This window comes from Streptomyces sp. HSS9-12 (genome assembly GCF_054963655.1).
This window is the reverse complement of sequence record NZ_JBUEGC010000032.1, coordinates 37862-57365: the sequence shown is the minus strand read 5'-3', so window position 1 is coordinate 57365 and position 19504 is coordinate 37862. Positions and strand designations below refer to the sequence as shown.

The following is a 19504-nucleotide window of genomic DNA, read 5'->3' as shown; positions in this document are numbered from 1 at the left end:
AAAGCATGCCTTCGGTCAACATCCTGAGCGGTGGCAGCGCCACCAGCCGTAAGCCGGTGGCGGGGCGCCGTCGTTCCGTAGGTCAGTCCGTGACCATCTGCATGGCCGCGAAGTCGACGAACGCGGCCCATGCCTCGGGCGAGAAGGCGAGCGCTCCGCCTTTCTTGTCCTTCGAGTCCCGCACGTGCACCACGCCGGGCGTGGCCGCCACCTCAACGCAGTTGCCGCCCTGCTCACTGCTGTAGCTGCTCTTGATCCACGCCAGTTCAGCGCTCGGTACGGTCTGCTCGGTGTTCATTGTTCTCCCGCAACCTGTTCGATGAGTCGCAAGGACTCCTCCGGGTTCAGAGCCTGTGCGCGGATGATGCCATAGCGCTGCGCGAGTGCTCCCACCTCGTCTCTCTCCGAGACCAGGAAGCTTCCGCTCTGCCCCTCAACGTAAGCCAAGTTGCGGCGCTGCGGGGTCTCCAGCAACACCATCGGGCCACTCAGCCCGCCGTGCGTCTCCCTGATCGACGGCATCACCTGTACCGAGACGTTGCGCCTGCTCGCAATCTCCAGGAGCCGAAGCAGCTGTCCCCTCAGAACGGCTCGGCCACCCAAGGGACGCCGGATCACGACCTCCTCGATCACGAAACCCAGGACCGCCACAGGCTTACGGGTGATGAGGCGTTGCCGGTCCAACCGGCCCTCGATTCGACGCTCCAGCTCCTCGTCCTCCAGCGGCGGGCAGTTGGTACCGAAGACTGCTCGCGCGTACTCCTCGGTCTGCAAGAGACCCGGCATCACGTGGCTCTCGTAGGAGTGGAGACTGACCGCCTCCGCCTCCAGCAGCGCAAAGTCCTGGAACCACGCCGGATACCGCGCCTGCACAAGAAACGGCGCACCCGCCCGCAGCACACCCCCCGCCTCCAGCACCTCATCCACCTGGTCGATGAACTCCTGCTGGGGGATCCGCCGGCCCTGCTCCACGCTCGCGACGGTCGCCTCCGAGTAACCGACCCTCGCCCCCAGCTCGGCCCGCGACAGGCCCGCCCGGACGCGAAACAGCTTCATCTGGCTGCCGAAGTACTTGAGGGTCGCCGTCCCCGAGTCGTTGTTGTTCTGGCCCACCGCTACCACCCGCCCCGAAACACCGCACCGCGTATCAACTCGCCCGCCGAGTAGAGGGTCACGGCCAACGGCTCGTACCCGTCGCGTACAGACACGTACAACTGGCCCCGTACGCCCGGCGGTCATGGTCAGGCTAGGGACGGCCGAAGATCGTTGTGGGCATGCAGTCCGAAATTCCCCCTACCAAGCCAACCGCTCACCCCCCCCACCAGGCGGAATTGCCCACTCCCACCGCATCCCGCCCGCCCCTCCCCCAGCGCCCCCACCGCTCGACCCCCGAACGGCGCGACACGCCCCCATCGCCACCACTCCGCCCCACCCCCCACGCGCGCCCCCACCCCACCCCCGAGCACTCTTCCACCCCCGCCATCGCCGCCCCGGCCGCCGTCCTCTACCGCCCCCACGGCAGCCAACCAGTCCCCATCCGGCCCGAGTTCCGGATGCAGTTCACGTCCACCACCCGCGGGGCGCGCCTCGCCCGCCGGCTCGCCGTGCAGCGGCTGGACGACTGGGGCTACCCGTACGACGGCGAGGACTCGCAGACCGCCGCGCTGCTGGTCGGCGAGCTGACCGCCAACGCCGTACGCCACGGCCACGTACCGGGCCGCGACTTCGCCCTCCGCCTCGCCATCACCCGTTCCACCACCCCGCCGGCCACCATCCGTATCGAGGTGTCCGACGCACGCGGCGAATCCTGGCCCGTACGCCCGAACCCGATCCCCGCAGCCACGGAACCGTTCTCCGGCCCTCCGCCGGAGTCCGGCCGCGGCCTGCTCCTCGTCGAAGCGCTCGCCACCCGCTGGGGCGTCACCGACCGCGTACCCGTCGGCAAAACGGTGTGGGCCGAGCTGGACACACCCGCCGCCCCGCCGACGGCAGCCGCACCCCGGAGTCCGTCCTGAGCCCATGGGAAAGGCAGCGGACCGGGCACGTACCCCCACTCCCCGATCGGCGCCGGACAAGAGCGGCGCGACCACCGGCCCCGGTATCGCGCACTACCGCCGTACAGCCCGTACCTGCACGTACCCTGACAGCGATCAGTCGATCGCTGTCAGCGGTCGTGGACAGCCACCGGCTGGGACGCTCTCCGAAGGAGTGGGTGATGGCGGATTCCGAGCTGCGAGCGGGCGTATCCGACAGCGGGTCCCGTTCGAGGAGCCCGCCGGGTACGCCGTCGAGCTCGACGACACCGGGCGCAGCACCGGAGTCGAAGTCGAGGACATCGGCGAACGTATCGACAGTCCCTTCGACCCTGATCAGATCGAAGTGCAGACGCGGAACCCGACCGTGGGGTTGCTGCTGAACCGCATCCGGCGCGGGCACATTGATCTCTCACCCGACGTCCAGCGGCGGCCCGGCATCTGGACTCCCAAGGCGCAAAGCCGCCTCATCGAGTCCATGCTGCTGCGTATCACGCTTCCCACCCTCTACGCCGCCGAAGGCGAGGACGACCGGTGGGCCATCGTCGACGGAGTTCAGCGTCTGACCACGATCGCGCGCTTCGTGGACCCGGACGCCATCGACGCGGAACCCCTGAGACTGACGGGTCTGGAATACCTCAAGGACTACGAAGGTCTCACGTTCGATGACCTGCCGGGCCGGTTCCAGACCCGTATCGAAGAAACCGAGCTGGTGCTCCTCCTCATCCGGCGGAGAACTCCGGAGGAGGTGAAGTTCAACATCTTCGCCCGGATCAACACCAGGGGGAGGCCGCTGACCTGGCAGGAGCTGCGGCACGTCCTCATCCCCGGGCAGGCCCGCGACCTCCTGCGCTTCATGGCGGTCATGACCGAGTTAAGCAATTCTGGGGGAACGGCCGACGCTCACCCGTCAACAAGGCGCTGTTCGAGGCACAGGCGGTCAACCTCTCGCAACGCACACACCGGAGCAGGTGGACATCCTCGCCGCGCGCCGGGAGGACGTACGTGCCAAGTTCCTCGGCCTGATGGAACGGCCCGACTTCACCAACGCCATCTCCTCCGGCACCGGCGACGTACGCAAAGTGCGACTTCGCTTCCACGAAGTGGACCGAATCCTCCTGCCCTTTGTGCAGTAGGACGTCAGGCCGGTGCCCTTACATGTCGGCCGGTTCCGGAGGACGTCTTTCCAGTGCCGCGGACGGTCGCGGTGCCACCGCCACCGATCTGGCAACCGGGGACCGTCGTCCGCTGACGTTGCCGTCACCATTTCCGTCAAGCGCCCAGAGGCCCAGTCGGAAGTATCTCCGTCCGGGCCTCTGGGGTCTCTGCGTAAGTCAGCCGCTGCGGTCTATGCGAGCCGAGCGATCCACCGCCGACATACGTCAACGGTAACCGGCTCAAATAGCTCTGGGCTCGAGACTTCGAAGAGGAACCGAGTCAGCAACTCAACGTCCTGCTCTTCGATTTCCACACGATCCAGCATATGCACAGCTCCGGCCCACCTAGGCAATTCGTTGACGTTCAGCTCTCCGGATACGCACCGGTGCAGGACATCCCTCACAGTGGAGCGATCCAGGCGCGCCGAAAGCCCCTCATGCCGATCGCACCGGTTGGCGACTTCAATCAACTCCTCCAGTGAATTGACCCAGCGGATTAGGCTGGTCAGCGCCTCGGACGCTCCTGACTCCACGTGATCACTCCCTTACTTGCTTGACGTGAGCAATTGGTCCGTCAGGGAGGAACGCTGCTCAACTACCTGGCCGCCCTGGTATCCCTGGTTGTAGTACGCACCTTCAGGGCCGGGTATGGCCGGGTGGGAGCAGTTCGCCAGACCACACTGCGCCAAATTCCTGTTTCGGGACGTAGCCGGTATTCCCGGTGCTGCTGGTGTGAGCGGTGCCACCGCCACCACCGCCGTAGTCGACAACGGGATGGCCATTCTTGTCGGCGTCGTGGCAGTAGACATCGGGGTCGCTGCAGTCGTCTCCCTTGTGACCGCACCTTAGGCCGCCACAGTCATCGCCCTGGTCCTCGACCTTGCTGGCCATGCCGTAGTCGTCGTACGTGGTGACTGTGCTGCGTACCCGGTCCCGCAGGGTGATACCGCTGGTGATGTTGGTGCGAGCGTGGGTGGCGCCAGTGCGCACGTAGTACGCGCCGAAGATCGCCAGCACGTCATGAGCCGGCCAGACCCCCAGGTCCGCGCATTCGGCATCGGCAGGCCGGGACAACACCCGCGCAGCCTGCGGCAGCGGCATAACAACACCGCCTTCGGAGTACTCGCTCCTCCAGCCATTGACAACGATCAGATCGAGAACCGCCTGCCATTCCTCGACCCCGGTTCCCTCGAACCCACACCTCCGGGAGGCACCCTTCCCGTATCGGCAACGGCAAGATTGCGGCTACGGTTATCGGTTCGGGGTGTGATCTCGCTGGTGGGTGTGTCCCGGTGTTATGCGATATCCCGATGGGGGCATTGATCAGCTCAGCAACAGGAGCAGCGCGGCCCCGCCGGCTTTCTGGATGTCGGTCATGCTCTCGACCACGCCGACCTTGCTGCCTGTCGAGCGGCTACCGCGCAGGATGGTCCCGTTCGCCTCGACGAAGCCGACCTTTCGGCCTGTCGAGCGGCTACCGCGCAGGATGGTCCCGTTCGCCTCGACGAAGCCGACCTTGCTGCCTGTCAAGCGGCGACCCCGCCAGACGGTTCCGTTCGCCTCGACGAAGCCGACCTTGCTGCCTGTCAAGCGGCGACCCCGCCAGACGGTTCCGTTCGCCTCGACGAAGCCGACCTTACTCCCCAACCACCGTCCACCCCGCAAGATGTCCATGGAATTGGCTCCCCCGTCCGTCGGTTCCAGTCTGAAGAGAATCAGGGTGAGCGTACGTTGCACGACTTCGAGGCCGCCAGTCCTTTCGATGTGTGCGGCGGCCCGTTGGGGCGCATACGCGACCTCCCCTGCACTGCGCGGTCCTGACCGTACGGGAGCGCTCGATGCAGCCTCCGGCACGCTGTACTGCTGGCGGCAGGCCAAGCGAGGTCCGGGTTTGGATGGATATACCCCAGTCCATCGACCAAGTCTCATATGTGGAAGGCGGGTTGGCGGTTGCAACTGGAACCCGCCACAGCCCCTTCATACGTTGGGGACGTCGAAGAGCGGTGGCTAGAGTGGTCGTGGCATTGGGTGTGCGGTGTCGAACATGCGGCGGCTTCTGCGGTTGGCATGCGAGCTTCAGGGGGATGGAGACGTGACGGCGGGCGTTTCGTGACCAGATTGTCGCGTGCAGCGGCCAGACCTTCCCTGCGGCCGTGACCACTATGCCAAGCCAACTGGTGAGCCGAACCGGTGCCAGATCGGCTGGAGTGACCGTCGGCAGGCCCCAAGAAACGCTCGCCCTTGGCCCAACCGCGCGGGGCGGCTTATTGGCTACGGGACCGGGAGGTGCGCACTCGTCGGGGCTGCCTGCCGTCGCGATGGCCGTCGGCTCTCCTCGAACGCCCTCTACGAACGGGCGGCCGCAGGACTTCATTCGTGATTCACGGGGAGGACGTAATGAGTAACAGGGGCTACCGGGTTGATCTGAGCGCGCTTGACAATGTCATCAGGCAGCTCAATGGCGTGCTGAGGGACCTGGGGAATGCGCATTCTCACTCCAAGCACCAGACCGCCTTGTCGCCCAATGCCCTCGGAGCGGACGCGAATGGCGTTACGTTCAAGGAGGCCCGCAAACTCACCAAATCTCACGAGGCCATGAAGCTGCACATCGAGGGCATTATTGATCACCTCAACCAGGTCATGGACGACTTCGGTAAGAAGACCAAGAAGGTGCATGGTAACTACCAGGACCAGGACGCCAGTGTCGTGAGCGACATGTCTGGTGGCGCGTGATGATGTGGCAGGCGGGACCAGCCATGGTGGCGGCACGAGGAGACAAGGGGGACTTCGGTCGTGAGTGGTAGCCACTACGAATACGAGTACATTCCAGCCGCGATGTGCTACAAGGCGGAGCACGAGACCAACTTCGCCGAGCTGGACATGGAAACCATGAAATCCATGGTCCGCAACTCGAATCCCGGCGAGGTCCGCGATGTGGCCGAGGGCTGGGCGGACCTGTACATCCAGCTCGTGGGTGGCAACGCGGCCAAGGGCAGCGGCGGCAACGGCGGCATCAAGAAGGTCTTCACCGCAGCGGTCGACGAGGTGTTGAAGGACTGGGAGGGGGAGGCCGCCGACAGGTTCGCCGCCGAGGCGAAGAAGATCGCCAAGAAGATCTCCGACGGCGCCGAGTACGCCCGGTACACCTCCATCGCCATGCAGAGCTCCGCGAACGTCCTGGAGAAGATCAAGCCTGAAGTCGAGGCCATGGAGCCGCCGGGGACGGTCTCCAGCGGCGTGGACTATGTCAAGAACCTGGGCGACCGTGACGACTCCGGCCTGCGGCGCGACTTGGGGGACCCGAACATGACCACCCAGGAGGCGCTGGACAACAACCGCGATTCCCTGTCCAAGGGCAAAGAAGCCCAGCTGGAAATGGCCGTGAAGATGGAGCAGCTGGGGGGCGCGTACGCCTCCCAGTACAAGACCATGGGGACGTGGCGGCGTACTCCGAAGCCAGTAGGTGACGACGACGACTATCCGGGCGAGCCGGGCGGTGAAGCGCCTGTGCCGGCGGTCATCCCGGTCGGCCCGTCAAGTCCGGAACCGGTGAGCCGCCAACCGCGTACTCCCTCCGCGAAGGGCTCTGGTTACACCTCCCCGGGTAATGCAGCGGTTCCCCGTCCGAAGGGCATCAGCGGTGGCATCGGCAGCACCCCGAAGCCGGGTTCCCAGATTGGGACTGGCCTCGAAGGAGTCTCTGGCGGCACGGCGGAGGTCGGCGCCGGTGGTGGCCTGGGCAGTGGTGGCCTTGGTGGTGGTGTGGGCGCGGGTTCCGGACGCGCTGGAGCCGGTTCTGGGGCCCCGGGCATGCCTGGCACGCCGGGTGGAGTGCCAGGAGGTGCAGTCCGCAGCGGTGCGGGCGTGGGCGCGCGCAGCGGTCGTGCCGGCCAGCCCGGTATGGGCGGAGGGCCCGGCGCCGGAGCAGGCGCGAAGGGCGCAAAGGACGCCAAGGGTACTGGGCGTGGCGGAGGTTGGGCTCGTAAGCGTGGCGGGTTCGTGGGTGCTGTTGAGGGCGAGCCCGGCGCAGGTGAGCAGGGAGGATCCGGTCTGCACCGCAGCCGTGGCGGCACCCAAGCGGGTAAGGCCGGCGGCCGTGGCACAGGCGCGGCAGGCGTACCTGGTGCACATGGCGCCAACGAGAAGAAGAAGGAACGCCGGGGAGAGCGCCCCGACTACCTCGTGGAGGATGAGGAGACGTGGGCGCCGCAGCGTAACGTGGCTCCCCGGGTCGTCGAGTAAGTAGCTGCCGGATAGCAATCAGCGGAGACGAGATGGGGCCCGCAGTTCCTGGGCTGCGGGCCCCGTTCTGCGAGGGAGAGGTACTACAGCATGAGCTTCACGCGGACGCTGCATGCGATGGGCAGCGTGGTGATGGCGGGAGCGCTGCTCATCGGATCCGCGCCAGCCGCTTCCGCAGATCAGGTCAGAGAGGACCAGTGGCCACTCAGGGCGTTCAAGGCCGAGGAGATCTGGCCGATCTCTTCAGGTGAAGGGGTCACTGTCGCTGTCATCGATGATGGAATCGATGCCCGGCATCCGGATCTAGAAGGCAATGTCCTGAAAGGTAAGGACCTCATTGATGGAGGTTCCACTGAACCGGAGGCGGGGGAACACCACGGCACTGGTATTGCTGGGATCATCGCTGCACATGGTCATGGGCCGGGGGCCGCGGAGGGCGTGAAGGGCTTGGCTCCCCAAGCAAAGATCCTTGCCATCCGAGACAACGGAGCGGGCGCCAATGGCTTCGCCGCATCGATTCGATACGCCGTGGACCACGGCGCTTCAGTGATCAACATCTCCCAGGCAACCCCTGACGACGCTGATGCCGAGCGCCAAGCTGTGGCTTACGCCCTGGGAAAAGACGTCCTAGTGGTAGCGGGCTCTGGGAACGACGGGAAAGGCCCAGAGGCCCAGGAATACCCGGCCAGCTATCCGGGCGTTGTGGACGTTGGGGGCGTCAAGAGCAACGGGGAGATCTGGCAACGCTCTAACTACGGGCCCTCAGTCTTGCTGACCGCGCCGGCCACTGGCATTGTCTCCGCGGGAGGCGGGACAGAGTCGTTCCCCTACCACAAAAGTACGGGAACCTCCAACGCTACTGCATACGTCTCCGCCGCCGCAGCACTCCTCCGCGCCAAGTTCCCCAATCTGACTGCGGGACAGATCGTCAATCGCCTGGTAAAGACGGCTGGGATCCCCCCTTCGGCCAAGGGCCTCTCCGTTCCTGATGAGAAGTACGGCTACGGCTTCATCCAGCCGTTGGCCGCGCTCAAGCGCGACATCCCAACTGGCCCGAAGAATGGTCCACTCAAGTCACCGGAGGTGTCATCTGCGTCGCAAGCCCCCCAAAGCGCCGCCCCCGGTCCCGACGGCGGCAAATCCGAAGCGAAGCGCTGGATTCTCTTCAGCGGAATCGTCGTTGTTCTGGTTGCCGTGGTGGTCGTGGTCATCGTGCTTGTGAGGCGGAAGAACCGCCGAAACGGCCCACCTCCCGGTGGCCCTGGTGGCTACGGCGCACCGGGCACCGTCGGCTTCCCGCCTCAGCAGCCCAGCACGTACACGAATCATCCTGCTCCCGGCGCCTACCCGCCTGGTCCGCCCACCCCGCACCCGGGCCAGTAGTAAAACCCGGTATTGCCATCACAAGGGCCGGCGGAGCGATGCTTCCACCCACTCCGCCGGCCCCGATGCGCCTCACGTGATCATACCTGCTCAGTTCAACACTCTGAGCCACACATCATTCAGTCTCATTTTGACTCAGCATCGAATGCACGCTGCGCCAACACGGCTTCACCAAAGGCAGCCGGTGGAAGATATCCGTGGTCCTTGACGTAGTGATAGACAAGGTTTGGGGCCGCCAAGATGGTACCGTCTTCTGACAGGACGCGAATTTCCGCCGAACCGAGCCGAATTGCTCCCTCATCACTCTCGACGGTGAAGGGGTAAGGCAGTCTACCCTCTGGGTGCTCAAGGCCACATGCGTGCCATCCCCGCGTCCTTGCAGAAGGGTGCTCGCGCGCCAGTTTGATCAATGCCTGTAGGAATCCCTCTGGAACGCTTCCCACCGGGAATGCGTCACCCGGCTCCAGCCAGCCCACGTTCAGCACCGTCTTGCCGACAGGAACTGTTTGTGGGAGGTATGAGTAAGGAGTCAGGTCGGCATAACTCGCCATAATCGACACCATTCTTCTACTAGAACAGCGACCTACACGCGGCCCAGTGTACTCTGCCCATATTCGGCTGAAGCAACTCTGATAGACGCGTCGGGCCGGTTACGGTCAAATTTTTGGGCCTTCCCAGAATATTGAGGTCGTCGGGCGGGAACAATGTATAGTCCGGCAATTTCTCCCCTGGGCCATACACTTCTAGAGGTTTCGGGTTGCCTGTTTCAATAGCGTTCCCGACGTCGTCAAAAATGGTCTCCGCATGGGGGCCATACGTGGCGACATACGTCCCTTCGGGGACGGTCACGGCTGTGCCGTCACCTACTGCGATGCCGCCGTGGCCACTAAAAACCAATTCATTGTCCGGCCGCCCCAAGTGGCGGACATCCTGCGCGACGCCCGATGAGTCGACGACGAAGCTCGGCGCGGTGCCCTTGCCATAGGGCGAGAGTCCGAGCGGATCGCTCCAGGTGTGGGGCTTGTCGACATAGGTGGCAGGATTTGGAGCTGGCGCCAGGCCGAGTGGGTCTGGCGAGAGATAGCGTGCGCTCTCGGGGTCGTAGTAGCGGTGGACGTTGTAGTGGAGACCGGTTTCGGGATCGAAGTATTGGCCCGGGAATCGGAGGGGCGTGTAGGCGGTGCTGGTATGGGTCCAGGTGGTGGTGCCCCAGAGGGTGGCGCGGGTGCGCCAGGTAATGGTGCCGGTTTCGTCGACGAGCTCGGTGGGGGTGCCGACGAGGTCGGTGACGATGGCGAAGAAGCGCTGGTCGATTTCCTCTTGGGGCGCGTCGGCGAGGATCTTGCGCTCGGTTTGGGCGATGGGGCGCAGGCCGTGGTGGTCCCAGGTGAGGGTGATCGGGTCGGGTGAGTCCGGGGTGCTGGTGGTTTGTTCGGCGAGGGTGGTGCCGTCCCAGCTGAAGTCGATGTGCTCGAGGACCGATTCGTCGTCGGCGAGGCGTTGTTTGGCGATGCGGCGGCCGAGCGGGTCGTACAGGTAACGCCACGACTGGCCGTCCGGCGTGATGACCGCGATGAGGCGGTCTTCGGCGTCCCAGGTGTAGCGCCAGGTGTCCGGTTTGCGGGAGAGCCGGGTCTTCTGGCGCAGGGTGATGCGACCCTGGGCATCGTGTTCGTAGCGGACCTTGCCAGCGTTGGCTATTCGGGTGCCGGTGTAGGTGCGGGTGCCGCATGCCTCTGCGCTGGGATGGATGGAGGGCCACTGAGCTTCGGTTTGGTTGCCCGCCTGGTCGTAGGCATAGGTTTCGGTCCAGCCTCGGGCGTGGACTGCGGTGACGCGACCTGCCACGTCCAGGTCGAAGGTGCGCGGGCCGTTCAGGTGGTCGTCGAGGCCAACGAGGCTGCCGTCGGGGCGGTACGAGTAGGCCCTGCGCTGCAGGGTACGAGACTCCGCTCCCGTAAGCGTCTGAGCTTTCAGACGGCCGGTCGCATCCCACATTGTGGCCAGCGTTAGTGTCTCGCCGAAGTGGCGGGTGATTTCGCGGCCTGCGGCGTCGTGCTCGAAATCCAGCGTGTGGCCGGAGGCCGTCAGGGTCGTGCGGTTTCCTGCCGCATCGTATGTCCACATGCTCGTCGCGCCAGTGGGGGTCGTGCGGCGGGTGCGGCGGCCGAGAGCGTCGTAGGCGTACGTCATCGTCCGGCCGTTGACGGCTTCGGCGGTGACGCGCCCCATGCTGTCTCGCTGGTAGGCCACTGTCGCGTCGGGGCCAGTGGTCTGGAGGAGGCGCCCTGCATTGTCGTGTTGGTAGGTGGTGATCTGGCCGCCGACGTTTTTCTCCACGATTCGGCCGAAAGGGTCGTGGGAGTAGCTGATCGTTTCGCCGAGAGCGTTGGTATGGGAGGTGAGTCGACCTGCCAGATCGTGTTCGTATGTGAGGGTCCGGTCGTCGAAGTCCGTCTCAGATGCGAGGTGGCCGGCCGGGTCGTAGCGATAGTCCCAGGTGAGGCCCCGTGGGTTGGTGACTCGGACGAGGCGGAGCTCGGTGTCGTGGGTGAACTCGTGGCGGACGCCGTCTGGGTCGGTCCGGGCTGCGAGTTGATCGAAGTGGGTGTACTCGTAGGTCGTGGTCGCGCCAGCCGCGTTGGTGTGTGAGGTGCAGTTGCCCTCGCCGTCGTATGTCCAGGTCTCTCCGGTGCCGTCGGGAGCAATGCGGGCGGCTAGTTTGCCTTCGACGGTCCATACGAAGTGGGTGGTCTCGCCGAGCGGATCGGTGACGGAGGTGACACGGCCGAAGCCGTCGCGCCGGTAGCGGGTTACCGCGCCGAGTGGGTCGGTCACGGTGACTGGCAGTCCGGCCTCGTTGCAGTCGATGTGCGTGGTGCTTCCCAGCGCGTCAGTGACCGCGGTCAGGTGTCCCCGGCTGTCGTACGTGTATCGGGTTGTGGCCCCGCTCGGGTCGATGACTGCCGTGCGGTTGCCCCGCTCGTCGTATTCCTGGTGCCATGTGGCGCCATCTGGTCCGGTAACGGTTGTCGGCAGGCCGAAGTCGTTGTAGACGGCAGTAGACGCGAGACCGTCAGGGTGGACCACCGAGGTGATGTTTCCGGCCTCGTCGTGGGTGAAGCGGGTGGTGCGGCCGAGCGGGTCGGTGGTGGACAGTACGCGGTCGTAACGGTCCCGTTCGAAGCGGGTGACGGCGCCGCTCGGGGCGATCTCGGCGACGATCTGGAGGGCGTCGTTGATCACGTACCGCGTCGTGTGGCCAAGCGAGTCGGTGGCCGCGGTGATGCGGTACCCGGTGTTCGGATCCGTCTGGTCGTAGTCGTACCGATAGCGCAAGTGGCCCTCGACGCCGCCCTGCGCGACGCAGCGGCTGCGCTCGTCGTAGGCGTACTCGTAACGGCTGCCGTTGGTGTCCGTCCAGGCGGTGAAGCGGCCTTCCGCGTCGTAGTCGAAGCGCGTTGGAAGACCAGACGAGTTGATGACCTCGGCCAAGTTGCCTGCGGTGTCGTAGCCGTAACGGACGACGAGCTGGTCGCCGCCGTCCTGGGCGCTGCCGACCAGGTGCAGGGCGGTGATGCGCCCGCCCTCCGTGACGAGGCGCAGGTGGTAGCCACCACTGTGGACGATGCCGCTGGGTGACCCGCTCTCGTCGTATTCGAAGCTGATCCAGTGGCCGTTTCGGTCTGAGACCTCGTCAAGGAACGCGATTCCGTCCTCGCCGCGGACCGGTGCGTCGAAGTGCCAGGTCCGTCCGGTGGCGAGGTCGGTGAGGGCGTAGTCGCCGTTGTCGTCCCGCTCCAGGGGCCAGCGCTGCCCCTCAACCGGTAAGGTCGGCACGCCAGGCGCCGGGTGAGGATAGGACAGGATGACGCCGTCCTCGCGGATGAAGATGACTCCCTCGGCGTCGATCTCGAGCCTCTGGTCGACCGTGCTGGACCATCTGGGTCCGAACCAACGACCCGCGCGGTACGAGGACTCGTACTTGCGCGAGAAGGCCAGCGCAAGGCTCCCGGACAGGGCAAGGTCCGTCTGTGGGAGGAAGACTCGTCCGGTGGCTATGTCCACCGGGTCGCCGGCGCCCGTCACAGCTCCCTCGTCGCGCGCGGCGTTGCGAAAGCCCTCCTCCTCCAGCTGCTTCCGCCCTGCCTGCTCAGCGCTCTCCTTCAGCCCTGTCTCCGCGCCCTCCTTCATTCCGGTCTCGAGGCCGTCCTTGAGGCCGGCCTCCAGTCCTTCCTTGGCCGCAGCCTCCATGCCTCCTTTGGCTGCCCCGCCGATCCCCTTGCCGCCGAGCAGGTCGACGATCAGCTTCCCTGACGCCTCCGCCGGGTCGTGGCTCCAACCCTTGCCCAGCATCGCCTTCGGCAGTTTCTCCGGATGGGCAGCCGTGCCGACCAGGCCGGCCAGGGTCATCCCGACGTTCGCGTTGTACTGATACGGGTGCGTGACGTTGTACGGATCATGCGGGTCCAGCGTGCGGGCGAGCTTGAGGGTCTCCGCCACGCCCTTGATCGCACCGGCGCCCGCATGCATCAGGTTCAGCCCGTTGCCCACCACCATGTCCTCGCCGGTGGCGGCCATCCGGTGCATGAAGTCTGGCTTCTGCGGAGCCAGCTCCATCGCGGTCTGGATTGCACGGTGCGCCCGCTGGGCCACGTCGTCTCGCTGGCCACGCGCGTCAGCCAGCATTTCGCGAGCCGCAGCCCTGTCGGCCTCGCCCGGGTCAATGAGCGGGCCCGGCTTCTCTGGCTCCTTGCCCGGATCGATACCCAGAGACAGAGCGGCACCGTACTTGTCGGCCTCCTTTTCATATACATCGACAAGGTGCTGGTGGGCCTCCTCGGCCCGCTTCGACTCCGCCGCTGCGGCCTTGTACTTGTCAATGGCGTCCTGGGCCTTGCCCTGGGCCCACTTCACCGTGTCTGCATACGACTCCAGCGCCTTGGCCGCTGCCTCGCAGGCGTCCGCGGCCCGCAGCCACTGCTTGGGATGCGGCTCGAACCTCTCCCGGAACGCCTCCGCCGCCTGACCGCGCCAGTGGCTCGCGTCGAGCTTCCGCATGCCCTGCCCGACGCGCTCGAACGCCTGGAAGAACTTCCGCAAGTGCCGGGCGGTCTCATGAATCGCGAAAATATCCCCGTGGATCAGCTCCTTGGGGTCGTCCGTGCCCCCCAGCTGCAGCTCGGGGATGTCGGCGCCCAGTGCATCCGCGACCTTGTTGCCGCCGGACCGGACCGCGTGGGCGGCATCGTCCAGCCCGACCGTCTGAAGACCGCCAGCGAGAAGGTCGGTGTCCGCCTCGACGACCTCGCCTGCCGTCTTCTTCACGCCGTCGACGAAGCCATCAAAGCCGGCCTCGAGATCGTCGCCCCACCCCATCAGCGGTCACCCCCATCGCCGGGCTTCACTTGCTCCTCGAGGTCGTCCACCGCAGCGATGCCAACCCCGAGCGGTCCGAGGGTCAACGGAGACGGGTTCTCCCATGCCTCCCCGGCGTTGCCCCACGCCTGCTTCTGCCGCTCGAACGCCTCCTGCGATTCCTTGGACGTCGGGTCGAAGTCCGCGTGCTGGACCTGGGTGATCGGGTTGTCAGACCAGACCTGGCCCCAGGTCTTGTCGTGGAGTTGCTCCTCGGTCATGGTCGGGTTGCCCATCCCGGCACTGACCGCGGTCTTGAGCGTGCCGGAGACGTACTGCTCCTGCTCGTGGTAGAGGCCCGCGGACAGGCCAAGACGGTAGGCGAAGTCGTTGCCGTCCTCGATCAGGGAGCGCACGCCCCACTTCCACCGGTCGCAAAACTCCTCGAAGCCAGCCGCCAGTCCGGCGTGGCCGAGCTGCATCTTGGACAGGGTGAGCTCGTCAAATCCGTGCCCAAGTTGCGCGTCGATGTCGAACCCGAGCTCCTTGAGCTCGCCGATCGCCCCGTTGATGCCCTTCGCCACGTGGGCCAGAGCATCCGGGTCAACCCCGTACTCGTCTTGAACACCCATGCAACACCCCCCGGGCGACACCCGCGTGCCGCCTGTTTACTCAGTCGCCGTCACCGACTCGACATCCACCGTCACTGCATGTGGGACGATGCCGCTCACCGGTGGAAACAGAGCGCCCTGCTCGCTGCCAGCGTCCAGCGCCACTCCGGCCGGGGCCCCAATAGCGGGAATCACCACGTCCAACAGTCGAGCCCCGAAGACCGACACGTACTCCCAGCCATCCTCAGCCGACGCACCCCGGGCCATGGCGAACCGCACCAGCGCCGCCTCGTCCGAGAAGGCGAACAGCCACCGGATGCCGCCGTATTCGGCCGACAACAGCCCCTCGTCGACCACCGGAACCAGCACGGCCGTACGACGGAACTCCCCTACCAGAGCCGCCGGAACGCCCTGCTCCCGATGCATCCGGGCGATCTCCTCCGGCAACGACACCTATGGCTTCCCCTCTCACATGCCCACTCGCCTCAGTACAGGCAGGCCCGCCCAACGAACAGGAGCACGATATCGGTTGTCTCCGTACCCTGGCACACGGCAACGACGGCGTGGGCGAGGTCCTGGCCGATAGGAGGGCGAACCGTTCTCGCCCCGCGATCTTCATGTCGAGCCGCCACAGGCCGGGTCGGCTTTCAGGGCCTCGGCAGCCTCGGTCATGCGCGGGAAGGAGCCGATCGCGCTACGGCCGAGCGCGTCGTTGGCCACCCGTGATCGTCTTCATGCATGCAGCCTCGTAGTCCCGCTGATCGCGGAGTTCGTCGACGCGGTCCAGCAGCCGGTGGAACTCCTCGAGCCGGGCCTGCATGTCCGTGCCGATAAGTCTGCCAGCTCCGCGAAGGCCGCGGCAGGGAACGCCGAATGCGCGACGACCTAGCGTGTGCGCCGTCGGGCCAGGGCGACCGGAGTCACCGTGTTTGGGGCCTGCTCTTCGACTACGTCAAGGTCTGCGATCTGTCGCTCCAATGCACGGACGTTCTCTGCATTGTTCACGGTGGCGACTCCCTGCACCGTGGCTGAGAGCGGATCGGCGACCAGGGCGGCCCTGCGTTCCCGCAGGACCTCCAGCGCGACCGCTCGAACATCGCCGAGTGCCCGAAGGGCCACTGCGTCCGAACGTGCTCTACCGCATCGCCCGTAGTACGAGGGTCTGACGTTCTCCGCTGCCGCGCTTGGTCAGGCTGCGGTTGCGAGGGGGCGCCCCCCAGCGGATGCCTTTTCTCGCTGCGGATGCGGGCGCGTTCCTTGCGTTGGGCGGCGAGCACGTCGGGGACAGCCGCATCCACAGGGGTCCATGGCCACGCTCAGCTTCCACTTCGACCGAGAGGCTGCCTGGCGTCGAGCAGCGTGTAACAGGCCAACGGCAGCACGGAGGGGCCGGGGGCCCGGCCTGGCCTCTCCGGCAGGTGCTACGCCTTCGCCTCGCCGGGGGAGCGGCGAAGGCGTCGCCCCCTCCGCTGCCACGGTTCCGGTGCGCGTTCTTTCTCCCGCTCCACGGAGAGGGGTTGTACGGGGTGGGCTTCCCGCCCGTCCGCCTCTTCCAAGCCCCGGCAGCACATCGTCGGCTTCCGGGGCGGGGCGCGGCTTGGTCTCACGCTCGGCGACTGCGAGGATACGACGTCGGCGGAGTTCGGCAACGGTGATCAGGGGAGACGCCAGAACGCTGTCGAGCAGGCGGGCCTGGGCGGGCTCGAGTTCGGTGAGATGCCACAGGACGGCAAGGACCTCCTGTAGCTCGGTGCTCTTTTCCGGCCGCCACTGCTGAGGGCGGATCAGGTCCAATTCGCTGCCGCGGCGTCCGGACCGTCGGCTGCCCCGGCGGCTCAACCATCCATCGAGTACGTTCTGACCACCCAGGTCGTAGGCGCGCATGCGCTCGGTCACGGGGCCAAATGCCCCATTGCCTATCCGCATGACGCGATGTGTGGAGTCGTATTCCACGCGGCCGGGAAGCTCATCCCTGCCCACGGGGGTCAGGTATTGGACGTGCGGCTCGGCGGCCTCCCAGACCGCGCTCGCTCCTGCGGGCCGCCCATCCCGCTCGTCGGCGAAGCGTTCACCGAAGGTGGCCGCCCAGATCAGCCTCCTGCCGATCGGCAGCGCCTCCGCCCACAGCGCCCGGTCGGCAGTGAGCGGGACGCGGATGCCGGGCGTGTTCAGATCATCGGCGAAGCAGCGAGTGAACGCGGGGTGGGCGGTGACCGCCGCGATATAGGCGGCCAGGTCGTCAGCGGTCACCAGTATTCCTCCGAAGGAGTTGCTGAGGTGCTGGAGCAGCCCGGGAGCCACATTGGGCGACCCGTCCGTCTGTGCAGCGGCCGAACGTGGCGCCGTCGGGGCCGGGAGCGCGCAGCTTCCGGCCGGATCGGGTGAGGTCGCCTTCGAGATGGACGATGCGGACGGGCTCTGTTTGGCCCTGGTAGAGGACCCACGAGCGCCCGTTGGTGTAGAGAACGTTGGGAAGCCGGCACATGAGTTCCCATTGCCTCCGGTCCCGGCCTTTGAGGCCACCGGGGGTCACATCGTCCTTGTACGGGCTCTTCAGTTCCAGGTAGCCGGTGATGTGACCAGCAGTCTGCACGGCGTAATCCGGGCGTATGCCGAGCTCCGGCCGACGGACTTCCGGGTAAAGCCGCGGTTGGAGCCGCCAGCGGTCACCCGCGGCTTCCAGGAGGGCTTCGACGGGGCGACGTATCGCCGCCTCCGGTTCGCCGGTCCCCAGGCGTGCCTTGCACTCGGCCCCGAAATCCGCGACCAGGGCCTGAAGCCAGTCGTCTCCCACGAGCGCCCACCCCTCCCGTGCACGCGAGGCTCGGTGGAGGCGGCCTGCCGAGCGGACACTGGGACCACCGGCCGCGCCCTTACGACAATCGGGCACCGGGACTTCCCCCGGTTCAGACGGTAGGAAAGGGGTGAGGAAACACCAAGCGCGCTGAATGGGGCGCACGTTGACACGACGGGCGCACGTGGCCGTCGTGTCGTGGACCTTCAACGGAACGCGCAGGGGCGCGTCCTTACAGCGTTTGGCGATACCCCCGCGTAGCACCTCGCGGGCTCTCTACCATGCAGCTTCGGCCAGCAGTTGCCTCGTCATCGCCCCCGGTCCGGGGCCACCCCACCGAAAGGTCCGCCACCGACGTGCCCACCGAACGCAACGCCAAGGCGTCCTACCTGCTCGACGGTCGAAGGGTGACACTTTCCGACCTCATCGACGCAAAGTTGATCGACGTCGGGGCGAAGTTGCGGTTCCCACAGCCCAAGCGCGGCATGGAGCACACAGCGGAGGTCACAGAGAGCGGCAGCATAAGGCTGGCAGACGGCCAAGAGTTCAAGTCGCCTTCCCGGGCCGCCGCGGTGGCGGCGGGAGCAGGCCCGTATGACGGATGGAACGCCTGGTTCGTCGTACCGTCGGGAGCCCTACTGGACGCGCTGCGCCAGCAGCTCCTCGACAAGGCGGCGACTGGCTCCTCACCCGGCGGCAGCACAGCCGCGAAGGCGTCGGCACCGGAGCTCAAGCGCCACGCGTTCTTGAAGGACGCCCGCCGCCGAGCCGATGCGAACAGGCCTGTCCACACGACGGTGCGCAAGCTGATCGCCCACTGGGACGCGAAGGCGCGGGGGACGGTGATCAATCGGCGCATCGAAGCCGATCTCGCCAACCACGGCCTGGTCACGTTGCCCAGCTTTCACGCGGTACCACTGAATGCGACCGTGCAGCTGGACAGCGCTTCACGGCGGCAAGTGGCAGCGGTTTTGGAGGACTCGCACAGTTCCGGAGCGGCTTCCGCAGCCGCCGCTGCGCCCGTCCTCGTCCCCGTCTCGACCTCCGCCTCCATCGCTTCGGCCGACGACGAGGTCTCCGAGGTGGGCCTGACCGTCGGCAATCTCCCCTCCGCGATGGGGGGCGTCGTGGGCGTGGCACCCGACGCCACCTTTGAGGAAGCCATCACCTTGATGGTCCTCAACGGCTACTCCCAACTCGCCGTGCAGGTGGGCACGCGCTCGTTGCGCGGCGCGGTCACGTGGGAGTCCATCGCCCGGGCTCGTAACGCCAGCCCGAATGCCCGGTTCTCCGACGCCATCATCACCTCAGTTCCGGAGATCTCCTACGACCACGATCTGATCGACATCCTGCCGGTGCTTAAGGAATCGGACTTCGTCTTCGTCAGGAATGAGAAGAACGAGATCTCCGGCATCGTCACGTCTACGGACGTCGTGCAGGCCTACGGCGACATGGCCGCGCCCTTCTTCCTGATCGGCGAACTCGACCAGAGGCTCCGCTTGGCGATCAGCCGTACGTTCACCACAGAGGAGGTGATCTCCCTCTGCGATCCGGGCCGGACACGCATCACCTCCTTCGACGACATGTCGATCGGCGACTACCAGCGAGTCCTTCAGAACGAGGAGCTCTGGCAGCGGCTCGGCTGGTCGCTCCACCGCAACTCCTTCCGCGCGCGTCTGGACGAGATCCGCAAGATCCGCAACGACGTCATGCACTTCAACCCGGACTCGCTCCCCCGGGACGCCGTCCACAAACTGCGGAAGATGATCGAAGTCTTGCGGGAGTACGAGTCCTGAACTCGCCGGAGGATCACCGCGGTCCGCAGGCTACCGGCAGCCTGGAAGCGTCCGCCGCCGCACGGGCCCACCATGCGGCCCGTCCCCGCAGGTCCGGCCACCAACCAATCCGTGAACCCCGGGTTCCGCT

At 66.2% G+C, this 19504-nt stretch carries 14 protein-coding genes and 3 pseudogenes; 7 read left to right on the top strand and 10 right to left on the bottom strand.

The window, feature by feature from the left end:
• Positions 1-82: 82 nt before the first annotated feature.
• Positions 83-298 (bottom strand): DUF397 domain-containing protein, encoded by a 216-nt coding sequence (locus ACY34J_RS18405; RefSeq protein ID WP_462724751.1) that lies wholly within the window; start codon positions 296-298, stop codon positions 83-85.
• Positions 295-1113, bottom strand: coding sequence for a helix-turn-helix domain-containing protein (locus ACY34J_RS18400; protein WP_462724752.1), 819 nt, complete (start codon positions 1111-1113; stop codon positions 295-297). Before ACY34J_RS18400 ends, ACY34J_RS18405 begins: the two co-directional genes overlap by 4 nt.
• Positions 1114-1553: 440 nt before the next feature.
• On the opposite strand from ACY34J_RS18400, the gene ACY34J_RS18395 reads away from it, so the two are divergent.
• The 3 genes and pseudogenes from ACY34J_RS18395 (at position 1554) to ACY34J_RS18385 (ending at position 3169) form a co-directional block, all read left to right on the top strand.
• Positions 1554-2015 carry an ATP-binding protein gene (locus ACY34J_RS18395; protein WP_462724753.1) on the top strand — a complete coding sequence of 154 codons (462 nt, stop codon included), beginning with the start codon at positions 1554-1556 and terminating at the stop codon, positions 2013-2015.
• A gap of 4 nt (positions 2016-2019) precedes the next feature.
• Positions 2020-2790 (top strand): annotated as a pseudogene (locus ACY34J_RS18390) (DUF262 domain-containing protein); the annotation flags it as partial.
• A 214-nt stretch (positions 2791-3004) separates the two neighbouring features.
• Positions 3005-3169: a hypothetical protein gene (locus ACY34J_RS18385; RefSeq protein WP_462724899.1), complete on the top strand. Its 165-nt coding sequence runs from the start codon at positions 3005-3007 to the stop codon at positions 3167-3169.
• A 1023-nt stretch (positions 3170-4192) separates the two neighbouring features.
• On the opposite strand, the pseudogene ACY34J_RS18380 reads toward ACY34J_RS18385, so the two are convergent.
• Positions 4193-4427 (bottom strand): annotated as a pseudogene (locus ACY34J_RS18380) (hypothetical protein); the annotation flags it as partial.
• 86 nt (positions 4428-4513) lie between these two features.
• Complete coding sequence (locus tag ACY34J_RS18375; RefSeq protein WP_462724754.1) at positions 4514-4864, bottom strand: hypothetical protein; 351 nt, start codon at positions 4862-4864, stop codon at positions 4514-4516.
• Positions 4865-5587: 723 nt separating this feature from the next.
• Between ACY34J_RS18375 and ACY34J_RS18370 the strand changes: the two genes are divergently transcribed.
• From ACY34J_RS18370 to mycP, 3 genes are all read left to right on the top strand, one after another.
• Complete coding sequence (locus ACY34J_RS18370; RefSeq protein ID WP_462724755.1) at positions 5588-5923, top strand: hypothetical protein; 336 nt, start codon at positions 5588-5590, stop codon at positions 5921-5923.
• Between the two features lie 60 nt (positions 5924-5983).
• Positions 5984-7432, top strand: coding sequence for a hypothetical protein (locus tag ACY34J_RS18365; RefSeq protein WP_462724756.1), 1449 nt, complete (start codon positions 5984-5986; stop codon positions 7430-7432).
• A 90-nt stretch (positions 7433-7522) separates the two neighbouring features.
• Positions 7523-8815 (top strand): type VII secretion-associated serine protease mycosin, encoded by a 1293-nt coding sequence (mycP, locus tag ACY34J_RS18360; protein WP_462724757.1) that lies wholly within the window; start codon positions 7523-7525, stop codon positions 8813-8815.
• Positions 8816-8940: 125 nt separating this feature from the next.
• Here the strand turns inward: mycP and ACY34J_RS18355 are convergent, their stop codons facing one another.
• The 6 genes and pseudogenes from ACY34J_RS18355 to ACY34J_RS18330 form a co-directional block, all read right to left on the bottom strand.
• Positions 8941-9378: a DUF7919 family protein gene (locus tag ACY34J_RS18355; protein WP_462724758.1), complete on the bottom strand. Its 438-nt coding sequence runs from the start codon at positions 9376-9378 to the stop codon at positions 8941-8943.
• A gap of 7 nt (positions 9379-9385) precedes the next feature.
• On the bottom strand, positions 9386-14194 hold the full coding sequence (locus ACY34J_RS18350; protein ID WP_462724759.1) for a putative T7SS-secreted protein: 4809 nt from the start codon (positions 14192-14194) through the stop codon (positions 9386-9388).
• Positions 14194-14805, bottom strand: a complete 612-nt coding sequence (locus tag ACY34J_RS18345; RefSeq protein WP_462724760.1) for a hypothetical protein — start codon at positions 14803-14805, stop codon at positions 14194-14196. The genes ACY34J_RS18350 and ACY34J_RS18345 overlap by 1 nt, the downstream gene beginning before the upstream one ends.
• Before the next feature lie 36 nt (positions 14806-14841).
• Complete coding sequence (locus ACY34J_RS18340) at positions 14842-15210, bottom strand: SseB family protein (RefSeq protein ID WP_462761965.1); 369 nt, start codon at positions 15208-15210, stop codon at positions 14842-14844.
• A 268-nt stretch (positions 15211-15478) separates the two neighbouring features.
• Positions 15479-15604 carry a hypothetical protein gene (locus ACY34J_RS18335; RefSeq protein ID WP_462724762.1) on the bottom strand — a complete coding sequence of 42 codons (126 nt, stop codon included), beginning with the start codon at positions 15602-15604 and terminating at the stop codon, positions 15479-15481.
• 938 nt (positions 15605-16542) lie between these two features.
• Positions 16543-17307: pseudogene (locus ACY34J_RS18330) on the bottom strand (type ISP restriction/modification enzyme); the annotation flags it as partial.
• A gap of 627 nt (positions 17308-17934) precedes the next feature.
• Here ACY34J_RS18330 and ACY34J_RS18325 point away from each other — a divergent pair.
• Positions 17935-19374, top strand: a complete 1440-nt coding sequence (locus ACY34J_RS18325) for a restriction system modified-DNA reader domain-containing protein (protein WP_462724763.1) — start codon at positions 17935-17937, stop codon at positions 19372-19374.
• Positions 19375-19504: the final 130 nt, after the last annotated feature.